Genomic DNA, 26501 nt, shown 5'->3' on the forward strand with positions numbered 1-26501 from the left:
CATGGAGCCACATCCGGGGCCATGAACGCACCCGGATAACGGATCCGCCGGATCTGTCCCTCCTGCGCATGGCCAACCCTGCGGCTTGCGGCTCAGCCGGAGGTGCGTCCGACATGGGTGACCAGAATGCGGATCACGTCGTCGTCGATGACGTACAGAGCCCGATAGACACCGACTCGCAGACGCCGGTAACTGCTGCCGTACGGCGTCGAGTTGGCTGGGCGGGGATTTGTGGCCAGGCTGTCGACGGCTTCGTACAGAGCGGCCAGACCGTCGGGGTCGTCCTTGAGGAATCGCACGGCGGCACTGGTGGCCTCCGGCTCCCAGATGATGCCGTACGTCACCGGCGCAGCCCCAGCAGCCGGCCGACCTCGTCGTGCGACATGCCCTCGCCCAGCGCCCCCTCCGCCTTGCTCCGCTCACGCTCGGCGATCGCGAGCGAGTCCTCCAAATCCTCTATCACCTGGGGCGATACGAGGAGCGCGGCCACGTGGCCGTGATCGGTGAGGGCGATGGTCTCGCGGCCGTGTGCGGCGCGGCGCACGAGGTCGCCCAGCTCGGAGCGTGCCTTGCTGATGGCGATCTCAGTCATGCCCACATGGTGGCACAAGATTAATCTTGTGCCATATTCACGCCGCCCGCCACGGGGCGGCACGTCCGGCACAGCCCGCCCGGCAAGGCTGCGCGCTTTACGCGCCTTCCTGACCTCAGAGGTCATCGCCTCGGCCCCGCCCGCACCGACAGGATGAGGAATTCCTCCGCGTCGCAGGACGCGGACCACGACGGAGAGGTTCGCCATGTCCACAGCCGCACCAGCCAACACCCGTACGGTGACAGAGGACTTGCTGCGCAGGATCGGCGAGGGCGACCCCGAGCGCATCGCCGAGCTGTATGCCGAACAGGGCGACTGGAAGTTGAACTGGCCGGAGACCGAGCACGGTCGCGCCACCACGCCGTGGATCCGTCACCGGTCTTCACGGGCCGACGCCGCCGCCCACTACCGCGCGCTTGCCGAGCATCATGTGCCGGAGCACGTGGCGACCGAGGTCGAGCGCATCCTCATCGACGGTAACGACGCGGTGGTGCTCGGCGAGATCCGCCAGACAGCCCGGCCCACCGGACGTGCGTATCGTGCACGATTCGCTCTCCACCTCACCGTCGAAGACGGTCTTGTCACCCGCCACCACGTCTACGAGGACAGCCTCGCCGTCGCCCAGGCGTTCGGGGTGGACGGCCGCTGAGGTGACCGCGTGATCGCGGGCGCGTCCACCGGACGTCGCTCACACCAGCCGACGCGCCGTCGCCCACCGCGTCAGCTCGTGGCGGTTCGAGAGCTGGAGCTTGCGGAGGACCGCTGAGACGTGGGACTCGACCGTCTTCACCGAGATGAAGAGTTGCTTGGCGATCTCCTTGTAGGCGTAGCCGCGCGCGATGAGGCGCAGGACCTCGCGTTCGCGCTGCGTGAGGCGGTCCAGGTCCTCGTCGACCGGCGGCGCGTCCGTGGACGCGAAGGCGTCGAGGACGAAGCCCGCCAGGCGCGGCGAGAACACCGCGTCGCCTTCCTGGACGCGGAAGATGGAGTTGACGAGGTCGGTGCCGGTGATCGTCTTCGTGACGTAGCCGCGGGCGCCGCCACGGATCACGCCGATCACGTCCTCCGCCGCGTCCGAGACCGAGAGGGCCAGGAAGCGGACCGGGTTCTCCGCGTCCGCCATCATCTGGGCGCTGCGGCGCAGGACTTCGACGCCGCCGCCACCGGGGAGGTGCACGTCGAGGAGGACGACCTCGGGACGCGTCGCCGTGATCACCGTGACCGCCTGGTCGACGTCGGCGGCCTCGCCGACCACCTCGACACCCGTCTCCTCGGTGCGGCCGATCTCCGCCTGGACGCCGGTGCGGAACATCCGGTGGTCGTCGACCAGGACCACTCGTACCCGTCGCTCCTGAGCTGCCTCGTCGGTCATGACGCCCCTTCCGCCCTCTTCATGGTCAGTTCGACCTCCGTGCCACCGTCCGGCACCGCCCGCAGCCGGGCCGTCCCGCCGTTGCGTTCCATTCGGCCGATGATCGATTCTCTTACGCCCATGCGGTCGGGCGGGATGGAGTCGAGGTCGAAGCCGGGGCCCCGGTCGCGTACGGAGACGAAGACCATGTCCCCGTCCACGTCCCCCTCGACCTCCGCGTACACCTGGACGGCGCCGCCCACGCCACCGTACTTGGCGGCGTTCACCATGGCTTCCCTCGCGGCCTGCATCTGTGCCGACAGTTGATCGTCGAGCGGGGTGTCGCCCACCACCACGACCTCCAGCGGGACCCCGTGCTTGTCCTCGACCTCCGCCGCGTTGCGCTTCACCGCCTCCGCAACCGTCTCCGGCTCCTGCGGGTTCTCCGCGGCGGCCGGTTTGTAGAGCCACGCGCGCAGGTCGCGCTCCTGGGCGCGGGCGAGGCGGCGCACCTCGGCCGGATTGTCCGCGCCCCGCTGGATCAGGGTGAGCGTGTGCAGGACCGAGTCGTGCACATGCGCCGCGACCTCCGCCCGCTCCTGTGCGCGGATGCGCATCAGGCGTTCCTCGGAGAGGTCCTGCGTCATACGGATCAGGTACGGGCCCGCGAGGAGCGCGATGCCCACGATGACGGCGAGCGCCGCCTGGAGGATCGGGCCGATGTGTTCCGTGGCGCCCTGCGTGACGAAGATGCCGGTGACGCCCGCGCCGACGAGCAGCACCCCGGAGGCCGCGCGCGCCAGACTCAGCGTGCGCCGGCGGCGGCCGACCTCCATCCAACGGGCCCTGCGCGCGTTGTCGGCCTGTCGCCAGACGAGCGCGACGCCCGCCGCGACGAGCACGGTGGGGATCAGGTACGCCTTGGTGTTGCCGGTCAGGTTCACGTTCTCCACGAAGATCATCGCTACGACGACCATCAGGAGCAGGGCGAGGATCTGGCCCTTGTCCGGCTTGCGCGTCACCAGCCTGCGGCGGCCGTCGACGGACGTCTCCGTGCTGAGGACGGGCGGCCGGTCCGCGCCGACACCGCCCACGCCGAGCGGCACGAAGAACCAGAACGCCGCGTACAGCAACGCGCCAAGACCATCCGCCATGAACAGGCCCACGAAGACCAGGCGCACCCAGATCACCGGCAGCCCGAGATGCCCCGCGAGGCCCCGCGCCACTCCGCCCAGCCAGCGTCCGTCACTGCTGCGGTAGAGCTTGCGCGGCGGCCGCGGGTCGTCTCGGTTCTCGGCGAGAGAGGCGGGCGCTGCTTCCGACATGCCACCGATCGTCACACGCGGCAGGGGGCCGGGCATCAGGGTTCGGCCCGGATACTTCCCTGATCTTCGGGCCGGGGCCCGTGATCTTCGGGCTGGGGTACGTGACTCTTCGGTCCGGGGAGCCGTCGACGCGGATGGCACGGGGCCTCAGGGGTGATCTCAGGGTTCGGCCAGGGTTGTCCCGGCTGCCGCGGGCGGGTCCCGGCCGTCACGATGTACGTATGACGGAGCAGCCCCTTCAGGACACGGACACCGTGGCCCCCGACCCGACACCGGCCAGGCCGCTGCGCGGCTTCCGCAGGGACCGGCGGTACAAGACGCTGGGCGGGGTGTGCGCGGGGCTCGGCCGGCAGTGCGACATGGATCCGGTGATCTTCCGCATCGGCCTCTCGGTGCTCGCGGTGACCGGCGGCGTCGGGCTGATCTTCTACGGCTTCGCGTGGCTGTTCGTCCCGTACGAGGACGAGGACGAGAACGAGTTCCGCAAGCTCCTCACGGGGCGGGTGGACGGTCCTGGCCTTGCCGCGATCGTCACCGCGCTCGTCGGGTGCGGGGTGTTCCTCTCCATGCTGAACAACGGGGGCGCGCTCACCTTCGCCGTCGTGCTCGCGCTGCTGCTGGCCGGGGCCGGTTACTGGTCGCAGGCGCGGCGCACCGCCGATCCGGACCCGGTGGCCGCGCAGGCCGTCGCGGACGCGCCGCCGGAGGCGCAGGCGCCGCCGGTCGCGCGCGGGCCTTCGTGGTGGCGCGACCCGATCGTGAAGGACGGCACGCACGACGGAGGCACCGGCTACCTGTGGGGTCCGCCGGGCGCCGAGGAGCGCCCGGCGGCGGCGCGGTTCGGCTCCTGGCGCGGGCCTGTCTCCGCCGGGCCCGCCGCGCCACCACGGCCCGCCGGGCCGCGCGGCATCGGCGCGCTGACGTTCCTCGGCGCGCTGATCGCGGGCGGCATCGGCACGGGCGTGACGTGGGACGAGCGCACCCTCGACGCCAGCCTGCAGACCGGACTGGCCTGTGCGCTCGCCGTGTTCGGCCTCGGCATCGCGGTGAGCGCGTTCCGCGGCCGCACCGGGGTCGGCTCGATCCTCCTCGCGCTGATCACGGCGGGCCTGCTCACGGCGTCCGCCGCGCTGCCCTCGAACATCAGCACGCAGTGGGCCCGCACCGACTGGGCGCCCGCGCGCGCGGCGGATGTTCGGCCGAACTACGAACTGGGCTCGGGCGACGGCACGCTCGACCTCTCCAAGGTGGACATCGCCAAGGGCGCCACGACCGCCACCCACGTCGAGGTCGGTGCGGGGCGGGCGAGGATCGTGCTGCCCCCGGACGCCGACGCCGAGCTGCACCTGGAGGTCGGGGTCGGTGCGATCCGGCTGCCCGCCGATGTGTCGCGCGATGTGGACATCCGGCCGGGACTGGACCGGAACATCACGATTCCCGCGGCGAAGGCCTCCGGCACGATCGAGGTGCACGTCGAGGTCGGGCTCGGACAGGTGGAGGTGGATCGTGCGGCGTGAATTCCATCCGGGGCGGCTGGTGGCCGGGCTGGTGCTGATGGTGACGGCGGTTGTGTATTTCGGCGATGCGGGGGGCGCGTGGGACGCGCCGTGGTTCGTGGGGATTCCGCTGGTGGGCGGGGGGCTGTGCGTGGCGGCGGTCGTCGGCACGGCCCGGCGCCTGGCAACCCGCCCCCGGGGCTCCGCCCCGGACCCCGCTGCTCAATCGCCGCAGGGGCTTAAATAACCGACCCGAGCCATTCAATCGCCGCCGGGGGACCATCAGCCCCGCCGGCGATTGAGGCGATCCAGCCCTGCCGGCGCCTGAGGCGCGTACACCAAGCCCCAGCGGCGGGCGCGCACACCGAGCCCCAGCGGCGGGTGGGCACATCAAGCGCCTGCGGCGATTGAGCAGCGGGGTACGGGGCGGAGCCCCGGGCTTTCGAGCCCCGCCGGCGATTGAGGCGCGGGGGCCGGGGCGGAGCCCCGTGGCCGTCACCGCGTCCGGTTCAATACTCGGACGACCGCAGCCTTCGGCCCCGCCACCAGGAATCCACCGACCACACCGCCGCTCCCGCCAGAACCAGTGGGAGCCACGCCATCAGATACGCCAAGTCGTTCCCGAGGTAATACGGTTCCGTCGCCCAGCTCACCGTCAGCCACAGGCTCAACGAGATCAGCGCCCCGCCGACCGCCGCGAGCCGCGCGAGGACACCGAGCAGCGTGCCGACCCCGACCACCAGCTCGCCGAAGGCAATCGCGTAGCCGAACCCCGCCGGCGACTTCAGCGCGAGGTCGACGAGCTCCGGGATCGCGGACGTGTCCCGCACCCCCCGCATCTGGTCACCGATCGAGCCGCCCCCACTGGCCTTGAAGAACGCGCTGTCGGTGAGCTTGTCGAAGGCCGCGTAGATGAACGTGACGCCAAGGAAGGCGCGCAGCGGCACCAGGGCGTACCGCTGCGCGGTCTCGCGCCAGCCGCCCCGTGGCGGGCCGTAGTTCGTGGTCAGGTCGGATCGCATGCTGTGCGCCATAGCCGCTCCGCCGCCTCTCGCGCGCCGCTCGCGCCTGGTGTCTTTACCTGACCATACGTACGAGAGCACGCCCCGGCTCAGCGCGGAAGCCGTTCGGCCGCCTCAGTCGACGACGTCGATGCCGCAGCGGTTCGTCTCCACGCCCGCCGCCGTGATCACCTGCACCTCGACCCGACCCGGCTCCACGTCCACCGGAACCGGCACGGTGAGCAGCGCGTCGGTCGGGTTGGTGAAGCCGCCGGGGACCGGGACCAGCGGCACATGGACGTGGACCGGGCCGATCCGCACGGCGACCCGAGCGAGCTGGTCCACGACGCCCGCGCCGGGCGGCACGAACCCGGAGCCGCGGATCTCGATGTCGTCGCCGGTGCGGATCGGCGCGTCCAGGTCCCCGGCCTCCCGCGCCCGCACGACGGACAGGATCGCCGGCCGGCCGCCCTCCGTGTACTTGCCGGCGAGATACGTCGCCGCGGACACGCCCACCAGGACCGCGAGGGACCACGGCAGGTCGGGCAGCTGGTCGGGGCGGCGCGCGAGGCGGACGACCGCCCAGACGACGGCGGCCGCGCCCACGGCTACGTACTGGATGTCGGTGAAGCTGCCGCGCCCGGAGTCGTCGGTGAGCACGTCGGCGGCGCGCGGCCGGGGCGCCCGCAGCTTCTGCAGCCGCTGCCCGCCGACCCGGACCCCGACCACCCGCCGCACCAGCACGGCCACCCCGCACACCACGGCGAGCACCGTCAACAGGCCTGCCCCGCGCGCAAGTTCGAGGCCGCCGATGAGCGCGTCACGACGCCCTGGGTCGGCCGCGAGCGCCAGTTCACCCGCGAGGACGAGGACCGCGTACACGGTCGGCAGAAGCACGCCGCACGCCACCGCCCGCGAGGTCGACAGGCGGTTGTCCTCGCCGATCAGCGGCGCGAGCAGGCCGCCGCGTGCCCGGTGCAGATACCCGGCCGCGGTGAGCAGTCCGGCCACCACAAACGCGGCCACGAGCCCCGCCGTGCGGGCGGCGGTCCAGCCGGCGCCGATCGCGGTGAGCGACTGGCCTATCAGCAGCGCGCACACGCCGCCCCACACCACGTACAGCGTGCGCGGCCACAGCCGGGTGAACCAGGCCACGCCCTCCTCACGGCCGCGGTCGGCCATCGCCCGCGCGGACTGGGTGAGTTCGTCGGAGATCCACTGCCGCGACGCCCCCGCCGAGTACGCGACGGCCGCGGGCAACCCGTGCCCCGCCGCCAACTCATCCCGCTTGGCCGCAAATCGGGCAACGGCCCTGCGATGACCCTCGCGCGCCCCCCGCGGACAGTCGCCACAGGTACACCCGCCCTCGTGCGCCGTCCGGTCGTCCCGCGCTTCCTGCACCGCCACTGCCGCCGCCCCACCCTCGTCAACTTCCGCACCTTGAAGGCGAATTGTGCCGCACGCCGGGGGCGCGAACGTCGCACGGGCCCACCCCGCACGGGTGAACGGCTTTGACCTGCATTGACCGGAGTATTGACGTCACTGCGAGAATTTCCGTATGGCCGAGATCATCCAGCGTGACGGAACCTGGGCCTTCGACGGGACCACGGTCCGCATCACACCAGGTCTGCACCGGTCGGTCGCCCTGCTGCGGCAGACCTACGGCGAGATCGACGTGCCGCTCACCGCCGTCGCCGGCGTCGCCTACGAACCCGAGCGCAAGCGCGGCCGTCTCCGCCTCACCCTGCGCGAGGCCTCGGACCCGCTGCTCCAGGCCACCGGCGGCCGCCTCCCGGACACCGCCGACCCGTACCGGCTCACGGTCGACGCGGACCGCTCCGGGGTCGCCGAGTACGTCGCCGAGGAGATCCGCCAGGCCCTGCTGCTCGAACAACTCCCGCCGGGCCCCGCCGATTCGTACCTCGTCCCGGGGCCCGCCGTGCCGGTCTCGGTGCGCTCCAGCGACGGCCTCGTCTCCTTCGACGGCAGCCGGGTCCGCATCGACTGGAGCGAGACCTCGGACCGGGTGAAGCGTTCCACGGGCCCCCGCGTCATCGCGCTCGACGACCTCGACGAGGTCGAGTGGGTCCCCAACTCCGGTTACGAGGACGGGGTGATGCGCTTCATCCCCAAGGGCTCCCCGCACTCCAAGGACTCCCCGCACTCCAAGGGCTCCCCGCACTCCAAACTGCCGGCGGAGAAGGACCCGTACGCCCTCGACCTGTGGGGCAACGCCCGCAAGGACCTGCTGACCGCCCTCGTCGCCGCGGCGGTCACGGCCCGCCTCCCGCACCCCTCGGCGCCGCGCGGCACTCCTCCGCTGCTGCCCCGGCGGGCCGACCACGACGTGCTGCTGCGGCGCCTGCGGGAGCTGGGCGAGCTGCACCGCAGCCACGTGCTCACGGACGAGGAGTTCGCGGCGACGAAACGGGCGGTGCTGCGCGACTTCCGCTGATCACCCACGTATCAGAAGTATCAGGAGAGCAGGTCCGGCTCGCTGCGCGTGATGTCCTGCCACAGGCTCTGGTAGTTGATCCAGCCCACGAGGTCACTGCCCGTCTGCTCGTGGGTCGCCACCGCCTGCCGCCGGTCGATCAGCACCGGACGCCCCGCCGCACGCGCCGCCAACTGCACCTCGCAGGCCCGCTCCAGGGCGATGAACCACCAGGCCGCCGCGTCCACCGAGTCGCCCACCGTGAGCAGCCCGTGGTTGCGCAGCACGAGCGCCTTGTGCGAGGCGAGGGCGACGGCGATCCGTTTGCCCTCCTCCGGGTCCACGCCGACGCCCGTGTACTCGTCGAGCAGCGCGTGGTCCTCGTAGAACGCGCAGGCCTCCTGCGTGATCGGCTCGATCAGTTCGCCGAGCGCGGCCACGGCGCGGCCGTACGTGGAGTGGCAGTGCGCAACCGCGACCACCTCGGGGCGGGCGCGGTGCACTGCTACGTGCGTGGTGAAGGCGGCCTGGTTGACGTGGAAGCGGCCGTCCACGACCTGCCCGTCCCCGTTCGCGAGCACGAGGTCGCTCACCGTGACGTGCCTGAAGGGCACGCCGAACGGGTTGACCCAGTAGCAGTCGTCGTACTCCGGGTCGCGGGCGGTGATGTGCCCGGAGACCCCTTCCTCGTAGCCCGCCCGCCCGAAGACGCGCAGGGCGCCCGCGAGCCGCTCCTTGCGGTACCTGCGCTCGTCGGCGTACGTCTCGTGCCGCGGCGGCATCGCGAATCGGAGCTGGTCGTGGGGTATCGGGGCGGGGGGCTGCGTCGACATGCTGCGGAAGGTACCTCCGCTTCCGCCAAGGTGACAGGGCCGTCGTGTGAAAAGAATGCGGCGAAACGCGCGGGGATACCGGACAGAAGACGTCGGGATTGCGCGCGAGACTCGCCACCATGACGTCGAACGCGGCCACCTGGGCCACTTTCACCGAAGCCGAACCGGAACTCGCCAAGACCGTCGAGGACCGCTTCGGGCAGCACACCCACCACGTCCTGGCCACACTCCGCAAGGACGGCTCGCCGCGCACCAGCGGGCTCGAAGTACGGTTTCTGAACGGGGAGTTCTGGCTCGGCATGATGCCCGGCTCGCTCAAGGCCCGCGACCTGTTGCGCGATCCGCGGTTCGCGGTGCAGGCCAACCCGGGCGAGGGCCAGACGATGGGCGGCGGCGACGCCCGGATCAGCGGCCGGGCGTACCTGGTCGAGGACCCGGCGACCATCGCCCGCTACACGGACCGGGTGGAGGTCCCCGACCCGAACGACTTCCACCTGTTCCGCACCGAGCCGACGGAGGTCACCAGGACGTACGTCGAGGACGACACGTACCTGGTGGTGCAGGTGTGGACGCCGGGCGAGGCGGTCCGGGTCATGAAGCGGTCGTAGGCGACGCAAGTGAAAGTGCCGCCCACCCGAGGGTGGACGGCACTTTCACAGAACTACGAACTACGAGCTGCGGACTATTCCCACTCGATGGTGCCCGGGGGCTTCGACGTCACGTCGAGCACGACCCGGTTGACGTCCTTGACCTCGTTCGTGATCCGCGTCGAGATCTTCGAGAGCACGTCGTACGGCATCCGCGTCCAGTCCGCCGTCATGGCGTCCTCGGAGGAGACGGGGCGCAGGACGATCGGGTGGCCGTACGTGCGGCCGTCGCCCTGGACGCCGACCGAGCGGACGTCCGCGAGGAGGACGACCGGGCACTGCCAGATCTCGCGGTCGAGGCCTGCCGCGGTCAGCTCCTCGCGGGCGATGGCGTCGGCCTCGCGCAGCAGGTCGAGGCGCTCGCGCGTGACGTCGCCGACGATGCGGATGCCGAGCCCTGGACCGGGGAACGGCTGGCGCTGGACGATCTCGTCCGGCAGGCCCAGCTCGGCGCCGACCGCGCGGACCTCGTCCTTGAACAGCTGGCGCAGCGGCTCGACGAGCGAGAACTCGATGTCGTCCGGGAGCCCGCCGACGTTGTGGTGCGACTTGATGTTCGCGGTGCCAGTGCCGCCACCGGACTCGACGACGTCCGGGTAGAGCGTGCCCTGCACGAGGAACGCGACCTCCGGGCCGTCCTCCTGGAGGATCTCCAGCTGGGCCTGCTCGAAGACGCGGATGAACTCGCGGCCGATGATCTTGCGCTTCTCCTCGGGGTCGGAGACCCCGGCGAGCGCGTTCAGGAACCGCTCCGACGCGTCGACGACCTTGAGGTTCGCGCCGGTCGCGGCCACGAAGTCCTTCTCGACCTGCTCGGTCTCGCCCTTGCGCATCAGGCCGTGGTCGACGTACACGCAGGTCAGCTGGGAGCCGATGGCCTTCTGGACGAGGGCCGCGGCGACCGCGGAGTCCACGCCGCCGGACAGACCGCAGATCGCGCGCTTGTCGCCGACCTGGGCGCGGATCGCGGCGACCTGCTCCTCGATGACGCTGCCGGTCGTCCAGCACGGTGTGATGCCGGCGCCGCGGTACAGGAAGTGCTCCAGGACCTGCTGGCCGTGCGTCGAGTGCATGACCTCGGGGTGGTACTGGACCCCGTACAGCTTCTTCTCGTCGTTCTCGAAGGCGGCGACCGGTACGACGTCCGTGGACGCGGTGACGGTGAAGCCCTCGGGCGCCGCGGAGCAGGCGTCGCCGTGCGACATCCACACGGGCTGCTCGGCCGGGGTGCCCTCGAAGAGCGTCGAGTCGCCCTTCGACACGGACAGCGCGGTGCGGCCGTACTCGCGGGCGCCGTTGTCGTCGACGGTGCCGCCGAGGGCCGTGGCCATCAGCTGGAAGCCGTAGCACATGCCGAAGACGGGGACGCCGGCCTCGAAGAGCGCGCGGTCCAGGCTCGGGGCGCCCTCCGCGTAGACCGACGAGGGGCCGCCGGAGAGGATGATCGCCGCCGGGTTCTTGGCGAGCATCTCGTCGACCGGCATGGTGCTCGGGACGATCTCGCTGTAGACCCGGGCCTCACGGACGCGGCGGGCGATGAGCTGGGCGTACTGCGCACCGAAGTCGACGACCAGGACGGTGTCGGGGGCGGCGGCAGCGGAGGTCGCTGATGACACGGGTTGCCTTCCGGCGGCTTAGCGGGGGGTCGTGTGGCCGATTCTACCGGGTAGGTCACCCGTGGTCGGCGTCACGGGGCTCTGCCCCGGACCCCGCTGCTCAATCGCCGCAGGGGCTTGATTGTGGGCACCATCGCCGCAGGGCCTGATTGTGGGCGCCATGGCCGCGTGGGCTTGATGGTCCGTCCTCGGGACTTGATGGTCACGGAGGCGGGGTTATAGTGACGGCATGTTCTCGCTCACGACCTTCGTCTTTACCTATGGCAGCCGGCCCGCCGGATGCCATGGTCGTGCTGCTTGAACCACTGACAAGCACTTCACCAGGCGCCCCGGGCCGACAAGGTCCGGGGCGTCTGGCGTTTCCGGGGCTTGGCGGTCCGGGGCTCCGCCACCACGCCAGAGGAGCCCCTCATGACCACCACCGACACCACCACCGACGTGATCTCCGGTGCCCGCGAGCGCATCGACGCGCTCGACGACCGGATCATCGGCCTCGTCCAGGAACGCATGGCCGTCTCCGCCGTCGTCCAGGAGGCCCGGATCGCCTCGGGCGGGCGGCGGGTGAACCTGTCGCGCGAGAACGAGGTGCTCGGGCGCTACAGGGACGCGCTCGACAAGCCCGGCACCTCGCTCGCCATGACGCTGCTCGAACTGTGCCGGGGCCGGATCTGACCGGCTCCGGCAGGGCGGGGCACCTCAGTTCGGTTGCGTCCTCACCCATACGGCGCGTGACCCGTTGGCACAGGCTTCGTTGGTCCCGGTGTCCGTGCCAGCCAGGGGCGGGCCGATCGAACCACGCGTGGCTCCGCTGGAGCGTTGAGACGTATCGGGTCATGCCATACGTCGTGGGACCTCGCTCCAGACAAGTGACCGGACGGCAGGGGACAGCAGCCCGGTCACACCAGAGAACGGTCGGCCTCGGGGACGCCCGAGGCCGACCGGACTCCGTAGTACAACCCCATACCCCTCCGAGCGGGATCAGCCGGTCTGCAGCGGCTTCTGCTCATCCTTCTTCGGCGGCACCTCGGGTACCGCGAGGAGCGGCAGCTTCAGCGCGCCGAAGGCCTCCGCCGGGACCGCCGGGCTCTTCGGCTCGACGGGCGCGAGCCGCCGGTACGCCGAGCCGACCTCCGGCCGGGTGTCCTCCTCGCCCTTGTTCGGCCAGTACGACAGGGCCCGCTCGGCCTGCGCCGTGATCGTCAGGGACGGGTTCACGCCGAGGTTGGCGGTGACGGCGGCGCCGTCGACGACCGAGATGCCGGGGTGGCCGTAGACCCGGTGGTACGCGTCGATCACGCCGGTCTCGGCCGAGTCGCCGATCGGGCAGCCGCCCAGGAAGTGGGCGGTCAGCGGGGTGCCGATCAGCTCGCCGACGTTGGAGCCCGCGAACCCGTTGATCTCCGCCGCGATCGCCGAGGCGCCCTCGGTCGCCGCCTTGATCTGCTTGGGGTTGGGGGCGCCGTGGCCCTGCCGCGCGGTGAGCAGTCCCTTGCCGACGCCGTCCGCCTTCAGATGCGTGGTCAGCGAGTTGTCGAGGGACTGCATGACGAGACCGATGATGGTCTTCTCCGACCAGCGGCGGTTGGAGAGCGAGCGGACCATCAGCGACGGGTGCTTGACCACGTTCGCCAGCCAGCCGGCGACCCGCGAGGAGCCCTCCGCGTACGGAACTTGCAGGACCGACAGGCCGCCCATCGAGTTCGAGCCCTTGCCGTAGCGGACCGGCTCGATGTGCGTGTTCGCGTCCGGGTGGATCGAGGACGTGATCGCGACGCCCTTGGTGAAGTCGACCTTCGCGACGCCGTGCTTCTTCTTGTAGCGCCGGTTCGTGGTCTGCGAGCCGACGAGCGCCTCGGAGTTGGTGCGGGTCAGCTCGCCCAACTTCGCGGACAGGTGCGGCAGTTGGCCGCTCGCCTTCATGCGGTGCAGGAGGGTCTGCGTGCCGTACGTGCCCGCCGCGACGACGACCTTCGGGGCGGTGAAGGTGCGTCCGGCCGCCTTCTTGTCGTCCGTCGGCAGGGTCGCGACCGCGTAGCCGCCGCGCGAGTCGTCCGTCACCGAGACCACCGACGTCATCGGGTGGACGACGGCGCCCGCCTTCTCGGCGAGGTACAGGTAGTTCTCGTTGAGGGTGTTCTTCGCGCCGTGCCGGCAGCCCGTCATGCACTCGCCGCACTCGGTGCACGCCTTGCGGGCGGGGCCCGCGCCACCGAAGTACGGGTCCTCGACCTGCGCACCCGGGGCCGCCCTCGACTCGCCCTCGGCGTCCTTGCCGTCGCCGAAGAAGACACCGACCGGCGCCAGGTGGAAGGTGTCGCCGATGCCCATCGACTGGGCCGCCGCCTTCAGGTGCACGTCGGCGGGGCTCATCGTCGGGTTGAGCCGTACGCCGAGCATGCGCTGCGCCTGGTCGTAATACGGCTTCAACTCCTCCTGCCAGTCCGTGATGTGCGCCCACTGCGGGTCCTCGAAGAACGGCTTCGGCGGTACGTAGAGGGTGTTGGCGTAGTTCAGCGAACCGCCGCCGACCCCCGCGCCTGCCAGGACCATGACATTCCCGAGCAGATGGATGCGCTGGATGCCGTACATGCCGAGCTTCGGTGCCCAGAGGTAGTTCTTCAGGTCCCAGGAGTTCTTGGGGAGCGTGGCCGGGGTGAAGCGGCGCCCCGCTTCCAGCACGCCGACCTTGTAGCCCTTTTCGGCGAGGCGAAGGGCGGACACGGATCCACCGAAGCCGGAGCCGATGACCACCACGTCGTAGTCGTAGCCGTCCTGCGTCACGTGTGCGTTCTCCTTTGAACTTTGAACGTTGGAACGGCCGTCGGCTACTTCAGCCGGAACTTCTTCATCAGGCCGAGGCTGACCGTCATGAACGCGGCGTAGCGCTCGTCGTCCATGCCGAACGACGGAGCCATCGGCATCACGCGCTGGTGGGCGACCGTCTGCGCCTCGGTGTACTTGAGGATGCCCTCGGAGCCGTGCCGGCGGCCGAGCCCCGACTCCTTCATGCCGCCCATGGGCGACTGCACGCTGCCGTACGCGGGCGCGTACCCCTCGTTGATGTTCACGGTGCCGGTGCGCAGGCGGGCCGCGACCTCGTGGCCGCGCTTGGCGCTCTTCGTCCAGACCGAGGAGTTCAGGCCGTACGCCGTGGAGTTGGCGAGCGAGATCGCCTCGTCCTCGTCGCTGAAGCGGTAGATCGAGACGACCGGGCCGAAGGTCTCCTCGTTACAGACCGACATGGGGGCCTCGACGCCGTCCAGGATCGTCGGCTCGAAGAAGTACGGGCCGATGTCGGGGCGCGCGGTGCCGCCCGCGACGAGCGTGGCGCCCTTCGCGACGGCCTCGTCGACATGCCGCGTCACCGTCTCCAGCTGCCGCTCGCCGACGAGCGAGCCCATCTCCGCGCCGTACGCGAGGGACCGGCCGAGCCGCATCCCCTTGGTGCGGGCGGCGAACCGGGCCACGAACGCGTCGGCGATCGACTCGTGGACGTACAACCGCTCGATGGAGATGCACAGTTGACCGGCCGAGGAGAAGCAGGCGCGGACCGCGCCCGCCGCGGCCTTCTCCACGTCGGCGTCCTCAAGGACGAGCATGGCGTTCTTGCCGCCCAGTTCGAGGGAGACGCCGACGAGGCGCGCGGCGGCGCCCTGCGCGACCTCGCGGCCGGTGCGCGTGGAGCCGGTGAACGAGACGTAGTCGGCGTGCTTGACCAGCTCCGGGCCGACGACCGGGCCCTCGCCTAGTACGACCTGGAAGACCTCGGACGGCAGGCCCGCCTCGATCAGCAGGTCGCGCGCCCACAGGGCGGTCAGGCAGGTCTCCGTGTCGGGCTTCATGACGACCGCGTTGCCCGCGACGAAGGCGGGGAGCGCGTCGCCCACCGACAGTTCGAGGGGGTAGTTCCACGGCGCGATCTGGCCGACGACGCCGCGCGGCTGACGCAGCTCGGTGACCTTGGTCAGCGTCGGGACGGCGCCCGTGTGCCCCTTGGGCTTCAGGTACGAAGACGCCTTGCGGCCGTAGTGCCGGGCGGCGACCGTGACGGCCTGCACCTCTTCGTGCGCGTGCAGACGGGCCTTGCCGGTCTCCAGCTGGATCAGGTCGAGCACCTCGGCCTGGCGGGCGAGCACCAGGTCGTGGAAGCGCAGCAGGACGGCGGCGCGCTTGCGGACCGGCGTCTTCGCCCAGACCTCCTGGGCGGCGCGAGCCCGCTCGAACGCTTCTGCGACGTCCTCGGGCGTCGACTCCGGCAGGTCGGCCAGCTTCTCGCCGGTGAACGGCGTGTGGTTCGCCGTCCGCCCCGAGCCGACCACGTCCCGCGTGAGGCGCGCGATCAGGTCGGGCGTGACCACGTCGACGGCCGTGCGGGCACCCTCGGGGGCGGCCGCGACCGGGTTCGTGCGGGTCTTCTCTGCCACGTGCTCGGGGGTGGCCTGCGACTGCGTCATACGGGCGAGCGTAAGTCCGGGCGTCCGCTTTCGGTACCCGTCGGTAACAGGTTTCACCGACTGCACACACCGCGCCAGTGATCGCTGGCAGCAAAGCCGCTGATCAGGGCTTTGCCACCAACGAACGCGACTTCAGAGCTTGTTGACCTCCAGGTTGGCGATGGCACCCTTGGCGACCTCGCGACCGCGTTCCGTGAAGTCGCCCTTGCCCGGGTAGTCGACCCACAGCCGGTACATGTCGCCGGCCTTGCTCTTGTAGTAGAAGGCCTTCGCCTCGCGCGGCATGTCCTTGTCGAAGTCCGTGCCGATGCTTCGCACGCCGTACGTGATCGTGTTGAGCGCGGCGTCGCGGTCCTGGTACGTGACGTTGGAGTCGGTCTCGCTGGTGCTCTTGGTGTCGCTCGACATCGACGCCCCGGCGCCGCTGAACGTGCCGCCCTTGATGTCCTCGGAGTCCTTGGAGGCCTCGGCGTCGGCCGTGCTCGCGATGTCGGCCACCTCGTCCTTGTGGTCCGCGCGCGACAGGTTCACGGTGATCGCGCCGCTCGGATCCGCGTACGTCATCACCGACTTGTCGTCCTCGTCCGGGATCGGGATGTACGTGTCCGGCAGGCCGACGGTCGTGTCCAGTGGCGCCCCCGCCTCGAACTCCTTCCACCCGTCCGGCAGCGGCCCCGCGAACGGGTTCGCGACGACCAGGTACGCGACGACGGCCGCCACCACGACGCCCGCACCGATGCCCAGGAGGGTCTTGCGGCCCAGGCGCAGGCCGCCCTGGGCGGAGCCGATCTGGACGACCTGGGTCGGCGCCTGCGACGGCGGCTCGGCCGCCTTCTCCAGGAGGACGCGCACCTGCGCCGCGTTGGGCCGGCGCGCCGGGTCCTTCTGCAGCAGCCCGTTGATGGCGTCGGCCAGCGGGCCCTGCGCGGCGGCGGGCGCGGCCGGCGTCGCGTTCAGCACGGACTGGAGCGTCGCGGGCGTGTTGTTGCGGCGGAACGGGGAGACGCCCTCGGTCGCCGCGTACAGGACGACGCCGAGCGACCACAGGTCGGAGGCGGGGCCCGGACGCTGACCGAGGACCCGCTCCGGGGCGATGAATTCGGGCGAGCCGACAAAGCCACCCGTATCGGTCAGATTCGTCTCGCCCTCGATCTGGGCGATGCCGAAGTCGGTGAGGATCACGCGGTCGTGGCGGCCGAGCATCACGTTGTCCGGCTTCACGTCACGGTGCAGGATCCCGCCGGTGTGCGCGGCCTCCAGGGCGCCGAGCATCTCGAGGCCGATGCGGGCGGCCTCGCGGACGCCGAGCGTGCCCTCCTGGAGGGCGGCGCCGAGCGAGCGGCCCTGCACGAACTCCATGACGATCCACGGCTGGCCGTCCTCGACCGCCACGTCGTGCACGTTCACGACGGAGGGGTGGTCGAGCCGGGCCGCGGCGCGGGCCTCGCGGCGCATCCGCTCGAAGGCGTTGGCCCGCTCCCGCTCCGGCAGGTGGTCCGGCAGGCGCGGCTCCTTCACGGCGACCTCGCGGTCCACCGTCTCGTCCTTCGCCCGCCACACCGTGCCCATGCCGCCGTGGCCCAGCTTGCTCAGCAGCCGGTAGCGCCCGGCCACGAGCCGCCCCGCGCCCGGTTCGTGCTGCTCGGTCGAGACCTGCGTGGGCTGGGCGGCGTACGGGTTGCCCGGGTGCGGCACGTACGGCTGCTGCGGCGGTTGCAGGGCAAAGCTGGTGGGCTCGTTCGGGCCGTGTGCGGCTCCCCCGTTGTCACTCATGGGTCCATAAGTACCTTGCGGGACACGCCTGGGACCACTCGGAGCACGGAGTTGTGACCACGCTGATGCGAGGCCTCACCCCCGGGGCACCGCGAACCTGTCGACCGCGGCGTCGAAGTGGGCGCGCGCCCGGGCGGTGTCGCCGACGGGGGCCGACACCCACACGTCGTACATCCGGCCGCCCTCCTCCCAGCACAGGTCGACGGTGTGCCGGGCGCCCTCGGCCTCGCTGAACCCGTTCCAGGTGAACTCCCACAGCGCGGCGTCGTGCCCGTTGTGCGAGGTGTCGGTGACCTTGGCGGCACGGTAGCCCGGATTGTTCTTCGGCCCTCCGGCGTCGGAGCGCCGCTGCACGGCGCCGGGGCCGCCGCTCTCCGTGCGCCCCACCTTGACGCCGATGCGGTAGGTCTTGCCGGGCGACATGTAGAAGATCCGCGGCCCGTCCACGGAGCGCGTGAACCCCTCGGGCACGGCGAGCCGGAAACCCTCGGGGTCCGTGACCGTGCGATAGCCCTGCGGGGCCCCGGCGTCCGGCGTACGGGTCCCCGGCCGGGTCACGGTGACCGTGGAGGTCGGCGAGGGCGAGCCGGAGGCGGACGGCGTACCGGTCGAGGCGGAGACGGTGGTCGTCGGCGGCGGCGCGGGCGTCTTGCCGTTGTCCCCGGCCAGCAGCACCGCGGTCGCGACCCCGGCCCCCGCGAGCGCGGCCACCAGCGCCGCCGCGACGAGCAGCGCCCGGGTCGACACGACACGTCTGCGCCGCGCCATCGGCACGTTCGCCTGCGTCGGGGTGTAGAGCACGCGCGGCACGAGCGGGATGGGGACCGCGGGCTGCGGCGTCGCCCCGGTGGCGATGTACGCGCGCAGCAGCCGCTCGGCCTCGTCCAGGTTCATCCGGCGCGCGGGGTCCCGCTCCAGCAGGCCGCGGATCACCGGGAGCAGCGGCTCGGCCTCCTCGGGCGGTCTGATCTCCTCGTAGACGACGGCGTGCAGGATGCCGCCCAACGAGTCGCGGCGGAAGGGGGATTCGCCGCTCATCGCCGCGCAGAGCAGCGCCCCGAGCGACCACAGGTCGGCCCCCGCGCCGGCCCGCTCCCCCGCCATCCGCTCCGGTGCCGTGTACTCGGGCGAGCCGACGAAGCCGCCGGTCTCGGTGAGGGTGGTGGCGCCCTCGACCTGGGCGATCCCGAAGTCGGTGAGGACGACCCGGCCCGTCGAGCTCTCCAGGAGTACGTTCGCGGGCTTCAGGTCCCGGTGCAGCACGCCCGCGGCGTGGGCGACGCGCAGCGCGCCGAGCAGCGCGAGCCCGATCCGGGCGGCCTCCAGGGGTTCGACGGAGCCTTCCCTGGTGATGCGCTCGGCCAGCGAGTCGCCGCCGACCAGGTCCATGACGATGTACGGGTGTTCCTCGTACAGCACCACGTCGTGCACGACGATCACGTTCGGATGCCGCAATTGGGCCACGGCCTGCGCCTCGCGCAGCATCCGCTCGCGCTGCTGGTCGGCCTCGTCCTCCGAGAGCGTCTCGTCGACGGCGAGTTCCTTGACGGCCACCTGACGACCCAGCAGCGTGTCGGCGGCCCGCCATACGACGCCCATGCCGCCGCGGCCGATTCTGGCCTCCAGCCGGTAACGCCCGGCGATCACACGGGCGTTGTCCCCCTCGGTCCCCATGCGCCCCATCATGCCGCACGCTTGTTCACCGGGACTGCACGCTTCCGGCCAGGGGCCCTCACGTGCCTAGGAGCTCTCGGGTTCCCAGCCGCGCAGTATCGCGTCGAACTGCTGTCGCGCGTCGGGCCAGTCCGATTCCGGGACGGACAGGTAGATGGCGTACTCCGTGCCGTCGTGTGCCCGGTAGGTCTGCTCGATGGCGTGCCGCGGCCCGGACGTCGTGTCCTGCGTCCCGGCGGTCCAGCTGAACTCCCACAGCGACCCGGTCTGGTCCCGGAACATGTTCGACTGCAACAACACCCGCTGGTAGTCCGGCAGCTTGGGCCGCAGCCCCTTCTCCAGGTCCAGCTGGTGCTGGTACGAGTCCTTCCAGTCGGAGGCCTTGTCGATGGCGATACGGACGAACCGCTGCCCGCCGTCGGGCGTGTAGTCGATCTGCGAACCCTCCTGCTGCCGCTTCCAACTGGGCGGCAGCATCAGGCTGAACCCCTCGACATCGTCCCGCCGCACCCAACTGTCGGGGATCGACCCGTCCTTGGGGACTGCCTCGTCCTTGTCGCCGGATCCGCTCTGCCCCCCGGAGTCCTGGCTCCCGGAGTCCTGCCCCGTCGCCGCACTGCTGCTGTCAGCCGCACGCTGATCGATGTAATACATGGCGCCCAACGCCCCGCCACCACCCACGAGCGCAGCAGCCACAACAGCAGCAACCACCTTGGGCCACCGCCGCCTCTTAAGCCCCGCCGGCGATTGAGGCGCGGGGTCCGGGGCAGCGCCCCGCGACTCAGGACCGGTGTCCCGAATCGTCACGGTCGGCTGCCCGGACACATGCCCCACCGGAACCGGCGCCGCCGGCACATGCACCTGCGTCGGCACATACGCCTGCGCCGCACTCGGCCGACGCCCCTCCGCCGCCTCCGCAAGCATCACCTCCGCCTCATCGGCGGTGGGCCGGTCGGCCGGGTCCTTGCTGAGCAGGGCGCCGATGACCGGCCCGATCGCCCCGGCGTTCTCCAGCGCCTCCGGCTCGTCCTCGACGACGGCCTGCATCGTGGCGATCGGCGACGTACGCCGGAACGGGGAGAGCCCCTCCACGGCCGTGTACAGCGTCGCGCCCAGCGCCCACAGGTCGGCGGCGGGCCCGAAGTCGGACCCGCGCACCCGCTCGGGCGCGAGGTAGTCCACGGAGCCGACTATCTCGCCGGTCCGCGTGATGGTGGAGTCGCCCTCGACCTGGGCGATGCCGAAGTCCGTGAGTTTGACCTGCCCGTTGCCTGCGAGGAGCACATTGCCGGGCTTCACGTCCCGGTGCATCACACCGGCGTTGTGCGCGGCACGCAGCGCCCGTAGCGTCCACAGGCCTATCCGGGCGGCCTCTGCGGGCTCGACCCGCCCGTCCGCCTTGACCGCGTCGGCGAGGGACCGCCCCTCGACCAACTCCATGACGATCCACGGCCGGTCGTCGTGCTCAAGCACGTCGTGCACGGTGACGACGGCGGGGTGGTTGATCCGCGCGGCGGCCCGCGCCTCCGTCCGCGTACGCTCGAGCAGGACGGCCCGGTCCGCCTCGGCCACCCACTGGGCAGCCGTCAGCTCCTTCACGGCGACGGTACGGTGCAGCACCTCGTCGTGCGCACGCCACACCCGGCCCATGCCGCCGCGCCCTATGGATTCACCGAGCCGATAGCGCCCGGCAAGGACCTCGCCCTGCATCTGATTCACGTTTCCCCGATACTGTGTCGACCCGGTTCACACTAGGGATCAGTCGCCACACACGGAACAGCCGGGGTCCCACAGAGACCGCACTGTGACGCTTTGTCGCGGGCTCGACGGCTGTGGCGCGCGGGCTCAACCACCGTAGCGATACGTCGAGTACGCCTGCTGATAGAGCCGCGTGACCTCGTCCCGCTCGGCCTCCGGGCCGCGCACCTGCACCACGTGGTACCTGCCGCCGACCACCATCGCGAGATTGCGGACGTACATCTCCCGCCCGTCGGACCCCTGCCAGGTGAACTGCCCCTCGGCCATGGTCCGTCCGCCGACGTCGATGCTCTTCATGCCGCTCGACGTGGCCCAGGTCGAGTCCCGGAACGGCTGCAACTCGTGCTCGTCCTCCCGCTGATACTTCATCGGGTCCTTGCCGTACTTCGCCGTGGAGTCGCGCCCGGGGACGACGAGCAGCTCGAAGGCGCCGTGCGCGTAGACGACCTGCCCCCGCCCGTTCTTCCCCGTCCGCTGCCACCCCTTGGCGACGGCCACCTCGAACCCCGCGGCGTCCTCGCGCAGCACGAAACCGGGGGCCACGTCAGACTGCGGCTTGGTGGAGGAGGGCGTCGAACTGCGCTTGCCCGACGGAGACGCGGCGGACTTCGACGGCTCCGGCGACGGCTTGCCCCGGTCGTCCGAGGAGGCGGAGGGCGCCGCACCCGCCGCGTTCTCCTGCCGGGCGCCCGCGGCCCCGGCCCCGGCGCCCTGGCCCGACTTCGGCATGAACACCATCGCGTACGCCACGGCGCCCACGAGCGCGAGCAGGATCAGCACCAGCAGCCAGCGCCCGAGCGATCTCGGCCGGCGCGTACGTGGAGCGCGCGCGGGCCGCGGCGCGCGCTCCACGGCCCGGCCCCGCTTGTGCCGGCCGTGCTGCCCCGCGGTGGCCGGAACCCGCGCCCGCCGCTTGCGGACGAGCTCTCCCCTGCGGCGTACGACGGGCAGCCGGGCCGCGTCGAAGGCGGGCGCGGGGATGACGTTCACCCCCGCCTCCGGCTCCGGCGCGGAGCGCACCAACGACCGCAGCCAGCCGCGCAGTTCCTCGATGTCGAGCCGCTCGGTGGGGTCCTGGCGCAGCAGCGACTCGACGACCGGCCGCACGGGCCCGCACTCCTCGGCGAACGCGGGCGGCTCGGCGCACACCATCTGCACCAGCTCGGGCGTGGACTCCTCCGGGTACGGGGCGTGCCCCTGCACGGCCCGGAACAACAACGCACCGAGCGCCCACAGATCAGTGGCGGGCCCGACGGGCGCCGCCAACTGCCAGTTCTCCTGCACCGGATACGCCTGCTCGGGCGCCCACCGCTCGGTGACGGGACCGATGACGGTCATGCGCACCTGCCGGGACCGCTCGGCAGATATAGCCCCGCCGGCGTTTGAGGCGCGGGGTCCGGGGCGGAGCCCCGAGTCGTCACCCCCGGATATGAGCTCACTCCACCGGGCAGCCGGCACAACGGCCTTACCGGCCCCCACACCCACGGACTCCACCTCATCCGGATCCCGCTCGACCGCAGGCGCCACGTCATACCCGCACAACGCCTCCTCCGCCGCCCCCACGGCAAGCCCGGTCAGCATCACCCGCCCGTCGTCACAGACAAGCACCGTCCGCGCCGTGACGTTCCTGTGCACCCACCCGTGCGCATGCAGCACCCGCAACGCGGTGAGCACATCGGCGGCGACCTCAGCGGCCCGGTAGGGACTGAGCGGCCCACGCGCGAGCAGCGCGGACAGCGGCCGCGCCGCCACCAGTTCGCTCACGATCCACAGCGAACCGCCCTCGGCGAACACGTCGAAGACCTGGTCGAGCCGGGGGTGGTCGGGGATCCGCGCGGCGGCCTGCACGGCCTCGACGGCGCGCGCCACAATGGGGCCTCCCCTGCTCGAACGGAGTTGAGAGCTTGGGGAAGGTTCAGCGGCCTCCCGCCCCGTATCCCCGCCGGGCCTGAACCCCTCCGGCAGCCCGTCCGCGTCAAGGACCTCCGCCTCGACGACCTCGGGCAACGGCACCTGCCGCACGAGGACTTCCTGCCCGCTGTACGTGTCAAAGGCCCGCGTCTCCGCCGCCGGGGACTCGTACGCGTCCGAGGAGAGGACCGGCAGCCGGTACCGGCCGGCGAGCACCCGCCCCGCGTACTCGTCCACGACGCCTCCCCCTGATCCACCGGCTCTGCCGAGCGACTGCGCACGGTCCCCAAACATTCACGATACGTGCCGCACGGCCCACCGGTTCAGGACTTGGGCTTGAACGTCTGTGTGAATGCCTTCCAGGTCGACTTGCGCTGCTCGCCACCCCAGTCGGAGTCCTTGGCGGTGTACATCAGCCCGTATCCCAGCGACCCGTTCACCACGGTCCCCCGGTCTATCGAGTGCCACTTCGTGCCGCCGTCGGCGTACGTGAACTCCCAGTCGGCCGTCTTCCAGTCGCGGTAGTCCACCGACGCTATGCGCACCCGGTGGTACTGGGAGCGGACCATGTACTTCTCCTGGTTGCGCCAGTCCGCGACCGGGTCGGACTTGGGGCTGCTGGTCCAACCGATCAGCAACCGCTGCCCGTCGGGCCCGGTGAAACGGGCCCCCGCCGCCTGCGTCTTGACGTACTTCCACCCCTTCGGCAGGCCGATCGAGAAGCCCTGGGAGTGCTTGTACGTCTCCTTGACGGCCGCGGCGGACTTGCCCTCGGCGGCGTCACCGCTGGGCGAGGCGCTCGCGCTCGTACTGGGAGACGCGGAGCCGCTCGCCGACGCGCTCCCGGAGGGCTTCTTGTCGCCGCCGGAGCCCTTGTTGTCCTTGGCACCGCTGCCGGCGTCCTTGTCGCCACTGTCGTTCTTGCCGTCAGCGCCGGCCGTGGCCCCGGACGACGCGCCCTTGTCGCCGCCGCCCTTCGCGTCCGCACCGTCGCCGTTGTTCAGGACGAGGGCCAGGATGCCGGAGAGCACGACGACCGCGACGACGAGCGCGCCGATGACGAGGGAGCGGCCCCGCAGCGCGTCCGCGAGGACGGCCGTGCCACCCGGGCGCCCACCGCCCGCGGCCGGGCCGGCGGGCGCGGTCGCCCCGGGCTCCTCCGACTTCGCCTTCGGAGCCGTCGCGGCGGCGGCCGCCTTGCGTACGTTCTTCAGGGCGCCGCGCATCTTCTCCGCGGTCTCTTCGCTCCTGGCGGCGACACCTGCCGCGGCCGAGGCGGCGGCAGCCTTCGCGGCAGCTGCCCTGGCCGCCGCGGCGCCCTTCTCCCTGGGCTTCCTGGGCTCCTTGCGCTTCTTCGGCGCGGGAGCGGGCGGCAGCGGCACCACCTTCGTGGCCTCGACCGGCTCCGGCTCGGGGGCCGGCTTCGGCTCCGGGGCATGGATGATGTCGTTCAGCATCAACCGCGTCGTCGCGTCGTCGAGCCGCTGGTCGGGGTCCTTGTCGAGCAGCCCGTAGATCACCGGCTCCAGCGGCCCCGCGTTCTTCGGCGGGTCCACCTGCTCGGTCATCACGGCGGTCAGCGTGGCGATCGCCGACCCCTTGTCGTACGGCGGCACACCCTCCACGGCCGCGTACAGCAGACCGCCGAGCGACCACATGTCGGCGGCGGGCCCCGGCTTGTGGCCTCGGGCACGCTCGGGCGAGATGTACGAGGGCGCGCCGACCAGCATTCCAGTCGAGGTGATCGACGGGTCACCCTCGACCTGCGCGATCCCGAAGTCCGTCAGGACAACGCGACCGTCCTCCGAGATCAGCACGTTGGACGGCTTCACGTCGCGGTGCAGGATGCCCTCGCGGTGCGCGGAGCGCAGCACGTCGAGCACGGCGAGCCCGACCTCGGCGGCCCGCCGGGGTTCGAGCAGTCCGTCCTCGCGGATGGCCTCGGCGAGGGACATGCCCTCGACCAACTCCATGACGATCCACGGCCGGTCGTCCTCGTCGACCACGTCGTAGACCGTCACCGCGCCGTTGTTGCGGATCCGCGCGATCGCCTTCGCCTCACGCAACGTACGCGTGATCAGGCGGCGCTTCTCCTCGTCGTCGATGGCGCCCGGGAAGCGCAGCTCCTTCACCGCCACCGTGCGCCCGAGTGTCTCGTCCTTGGCCCGCCACACGGTGCCCATGCCGCCCCGGCCCAGCACATCGCCGAGCCGGTACCGGCCGGCGAGCAGCCGGCCCTCCGGAGCTGTCACGGACTCCTCCTGATCGTCCCGACCGGATGAATCCTGACGAGTGCCCTTGTCTTCACGGGCCTCGCCCGCCCGCTCCGCCTCCGACATGCGTCCCCTCTAGCAACCCGCCCTGACAGAGCCTTCATTGTCCCATCACTGGACCACCACTCCGCGCGCCGGGTCACCCCCACCCGACACGCACAGGAACGTCCCACAATGGTGCGCCCGCACCCCCGAAGGGACCGTCGTTGCCCGTACTCCGGACACTCCTGGCCATACCGCTGGCCGCGGCCATCGTGTGCCTGGCCCCGAGCAGTGCGCCAGGTCCGACGACGCCCGCGGACGACACTCTTCCGCTGCTCGTGACGCGAGGCAAGGCCCCGTCGGCCGCGCTCCTGGCAACCGACGGCTCCACAGGCCACTTCACCACCACCAGCACCGACCTCACCCGCTCCGATCATGTGCGCGCGGGCAGCATCACCAAGACCTTCATAGCGACGGTGGTCCTCCAACTCGCCATGGAACACCGCCTGCACCTCTCCGCACACATCACCACCTACCTCCCCACCCTCCCGGACACCCGCGAACTCACGGTCCGCTCGCTCCTGACCCAGACCAGCGGCCTCTACGACTTCACGGCCACCACCCACGGCCGCGTCCCGCTGACCCCGAGAGCGGTGGCGGCGCTCGCACTCTCCGAGCCCCGGACGACCCGCCCAGGAACCTGGTCGTACTCCAACACCAATTACGTACTCCTGGGCATGATCATCCATCAGGTCACGGGCCACTCCTACGCCACGGAGGCCCGCCACCGCATCATCGACCCGCTCCACCTCACCGGCACCACGTTCCCCGGCGCCCGCACCACGGTCCCGAGCCCGCACGGCCCCGACGCGGTCCGCCTCGACCCACGCACGGCCGGCGCCTCCGGCGAACTGATATCCACGCTCCCCGACCTGAACCGCTTCTACGCGGCCCTCCTGGCAGGCCACCTCCTCCCACCCGAGGCCCTCCGCACGATGCTCAACACCCGCCCCACAAACGGCCATTACGGCATGGGCCTCTACCCGGAAAAACTCCCCTGCGGCACGACGGTCTGGGGCCACAACGGCCGCATAGCCCACACCTACGTCCGTACAGCGGCAACACCCGACGGCTCACGCACCGTCACCTTCCGCACGACAAGCCCAACTTTGTCGCACGACACCGACATCGAACGAAACATACTCGCGTCAGAGTTCTGCCAGCGACCACAATCAAGCCCCTCCCGCGATTGAGCCGCACACCAAGCCCCTCCGGCGATTGAGCCGCACACCAAGCCCCTGCGGCGATTGAGCAGCGGGGTCCGGGGCAGAGCCCCGATCTTTCAGCCCCGCCGGCGCTTGAGGCGCGGGGCCCGGGGCAG

General features: G+C 71.3%; 22 protein-coding genes. 7 read left to right on the forward strand and 15 right to left on the reverse strand.

All coding sequences use genetic code 11. From position 1 onward, the window contains the following. Positions 1-92: 92 nt before the first annotated feature. Both ACWD2L_RS15330 and ACWD2L_RS15335 read right to left on the reverse strand, forming a co-directional pair. Positions 93-344, reverse strand: a complete 252-nt coding sequence (locus tag ACWD2L_RS15330) for a type II toxin-antitoxin system RelE family toxin (protein ID WP_351334537.1) — start codon at positions 342-344, stop codon at positions 93-95. Further along, positions 341-592: a type II toxin-antitoxin system Phd/YefM family antitoxin gene (locus ACWD2L_RS15335; protein WP_351334540.1), complete on the reverse strand. Its 252-nt coding sequence runs from the start codon at positions 590-592 to the stop codon at positions 341-343. The genes ACWD2L_RS15330 and ACWD2L_RS15335 overlap by 4 nt, the downstream gene beginning before the upstream one ends. A 205-nt stretch (positions 593-797) precedes the next feature. Between ACWD2L_RS15335 and ACWD2L_RS15340 the strand changes: the two genes are divergently transcribed. After that, positions 798-1241 (forward strand): nuclear transport factor 2 family protein, encoded by a 444-nt coding sequence (locus ACWD2L_RS15340; protein ID WP_351334542.1) that lies wholly within the window; start codon positions 798-800, stop codon positions 1239-1241. Positions 1242-1280: 39 nt separating this feature from the next. On the opposite strand, the gene ACWD2L_RS15345 is transcribed toward ACWD2L_RS15340, so the two are convergent. Both ACWD2L_RS15345 and ACWD2L_RS15350 read right to left on the reverse strand, forming a co-directional pair. Continuing rightward, positions 1281-1964, reverse strand: coding sequence for a response regulator transcription factor (locus ACWD2L_RS15345; protein ID WP_351334544.1), 684 nt, complete (start codon positions 1962-1964; stop codon positions 1281-1283). After that, positions 1961-3268 (reverse strand): ATP-binding protein, encoded by a 1308-nt coding sequence (locus tag ACWD2L_RS15350; protein ID WP_351334546.1) that lies wholly within the window; start codon positions 3266-3268, stop codon positions 1961-1963. The genes ACWD2L_RS15345 and ACWD2L_RS15350 overlap by 4 nt, the downstream gene beginning before the upstream one ends. A 221-nt stretch (positions 3269-3489) precedes the next feature. Here ACWD2L_RS15350 and ACWD2L_RS15355 point away from each other — a divergent pair, with 221 nt between their 5' ends. Then, positions 3490-4785 carry a PspC domain-containing protein gene (locus ACWD2L_RS15355; protein WP_351334549.1) on the forward strand — a complete coding sequence of 432 codons (1296 nt, stop codon included), beginning with the start codon at positions 3490-3492 and terminating at the stop codon, positions 4783-4785. Next, complete coding sequence (locus ACWD2L_RS15360) at positions 4775-5011, forward strand: hypothetical protein (RefSeq protein WP_451189785.1); 237 nt, start codon at positions 4775-4777, stop codon at positions 5009-5011. The genes ACWD2L_RS15355 and ACWD2L_RS15360 overlap by 11 nt, the downstream gene beginning before the upstream one ends. Before the next feature lie 262 nt (positions 5012-5273). On the opposite strand, the gene ACWD2L_RS15365 is transcribed toward ACWD2L_RS15360, so the two are convergent. Both ACWD2L_RS15365 and ACWD2L_RS15370 read right to left on the reverse strand, forming a co-directional pair. Further along, a complete protein-coding gene (locus ACWD2L_RS15365; RefSeq protein WP_351334552.1) occupies positions 5274-5798 on the reverse strand; it encodes a DoxX family protein in 525 nt (174 codons plus the stop codon). 102 nt (positions 5799-5900) lie between these two features. Then, entirely contained in the window at positions 5901-7172 is a 1272-nt protein-coding gene (locus ACWD2L_RS15370; protein WP_351334554.1) for a hypothetical protein, read from the reverse strand. A 151-nt stretch (positions 7173-7323) separates the two neighbouring features. Between ACWD2L_RS15370 and ACWD2L_RS15375 the strand changes: the two genes are divergently transcribed. After that, positions 7324-8220, forward strand: a complete 897-nt coding sequence (locus ACWD2L_RS15375; protein ID WP_351334557.1) for a DUF4429 domain-containing protein — start codon at positions 7324-7326, stop codon at positions 8218-8220. Positions 8221-8240: 20 nt separating this feature from the next. Here the strand turns inward: ACWD2L_RS15375 and ACWD2L_RS15380 are convergent, their stop codons facing one another. Beyond that, complete coding sequence (locus ACWD2L_RS15380) at positions 8241-9032, reverse strand: class II aldolase/adducin family protein (protein WP_351334559.1); 792 nt, start codon at positions 9030-9032, stop codon at positions 8241-8243. A 119-nt stretch (positions 9033-9151) separates the two neighbouring features. Here ACWD2L_RS15380 and ACWD2L_RS15385 point away from each other — a divergent pair, with 119 nt between their 5' ends. Further along, on the forward strand, positions 9152-9640 hold the full coding sequence (locus tag ACWD2L_RS15385; protein WP_351334562.1) for a pyridoxamine 5'-phosphate oxidase family protein: 489 nt from the start codon (positions 9152-9154) through the stop codon (positions 9638-9640). Between the two features lie 74 nt (positions 9641-9714). On the opposite strand, the gene guaA is transcribed toward ACWD2L_RS15385, so the two are convergent. Continuing rightward, a complete protein-coding gene (gene guaA, locus ACWD2L_RS15390; protein ID WP_351334565.1) occupies positions 9715-11295 on the reverse strand; it encodes a glutamine-hydrolyzing GMP synthase in 1581 nt (526 codons plus the stop codon). A gap of 411 nt (positions 11296-11706) precedes the next feature. On the opposite strand from guaA, the gene ACWD2L_RS15395 reads away from it, so the two are divergent. Further along, a complete protein-coding gene (locus tag ACWD2L_RS15395) occupies positions 11707-11967 on the forward strand; it encodes a chorismate mutase (RefSeq protein WP_351334568.1) in 261 nt (86 codons plus the stop codon). 306 nt (positions 11968-12273) lie between these two features. Here ACWD2L_RS15395 and ACWD2L_RS15400 read toward each other — a convergent pair whose 3' ends face one another. The 7 genes from ACWD2L_RS15400 to ACWD2L_RS15430 form a co-directional block, all read right to left on the reverse strand. Beyond that, positions 12274-14076 (reverse strand): GMC family oxidoreductase, encoded by a 1803-nt coding sequence (locus ACWD2L_RS15400; RefSeq protein ID WP_351334571.1) that lies wholly within the window; start codon positions 14074-14076, stop codon positions 12274-12276. Between the two features lie 44 nt (positions 14077-14120). Continuing rightward, positions 14121-15749, reverse strand: coding sequence for a succinic semialdehyde dehydrogenase (locus tag ACWD2L_RS15405; RefSeq protein ID WP_351334574.1), 1629 nt, complete (start codon positions 15747-15749; stop codon positions 14121-14123). A gap of 132 nt (positions 15750-15881) precedes the next feature. Further along, the gene (locus ACWD2L_RS15410; protein ID WP_351334577.1) at positions 15882-17522 is read right to left on the reverse strand and encodes a serine/threonine-protein kinase; all 1641 of its coding nucleotides are present in this window, start codon (positions 17520-17522) and stop codon (positions 15882-15884) included. A gap of 75 nt (positions 17523-17597) precedes the next feature. Beyond that, complete coding sequence (locus tag ACWD2L_RS15415; RefSeq protein ID WP_351334580.1) at positions 17598-19196, reverse strand: serine/threonine-protein kinase; 1599 nt, start codon at positions 19194-19196, stop codon at positions 17598-17600. Between the two features lie 66 nt (positions 19197-19262). After that, positions 19263-20906 (reverse strand): serine/threonine-protein kinase, encoded by a 1644-nt coding sequence (locus tag ACWD2L_RS15420; protein ID WP_351334680.1) that lies wholly within the window; start codon positions 20904-20906, stop codon positions 19263-19265. Positions 20907-21041: 135 nt separating this feature from the next. Next, positions 21042-23102, reverse strand: coding sequence for a serine/threonine protein kinase (locus ACWD2L_RS15425; protein ID WP_351334583.1), 2061 nt, complete (start codon positions 23100-23102; stop codon positions 21042-21044). An 86-nt stretch (positions 23103-23188) separates the two neighbouring features. Continuing rightward, positions 23189-25204 (reverse strand): serine/threonine-protein kinase, encoded by a 2016-nt coding sequence (locus ACWD2L_RS15430; protein ID WP_351334585.1) that lies wholly within the window; start codon positions 25202-25204, stop codon positions 23189-23191. 140 nt (positions 25205-25344) lie between these two features. Here ACWD2L_RS15430 and ACWD2L_RS15435 point away from each other — a divergent pair, with 140 nt between their 5' ends. Then, positions 25345-26373, forward strand: coding sequence for a serine hydrolase domain-containing protein (locus tag ACWD2L_RS15435; protein ID WP_351334588.1), 1029 nt, complete (start codon positions 25345-25347; stop codon positions 26371-26373). Positions 26374-26501: the final 128 nt, after the last annotated feature.

Source organism: Streptomyces sp. NPDC002754 (assembly GCF_053592315.1).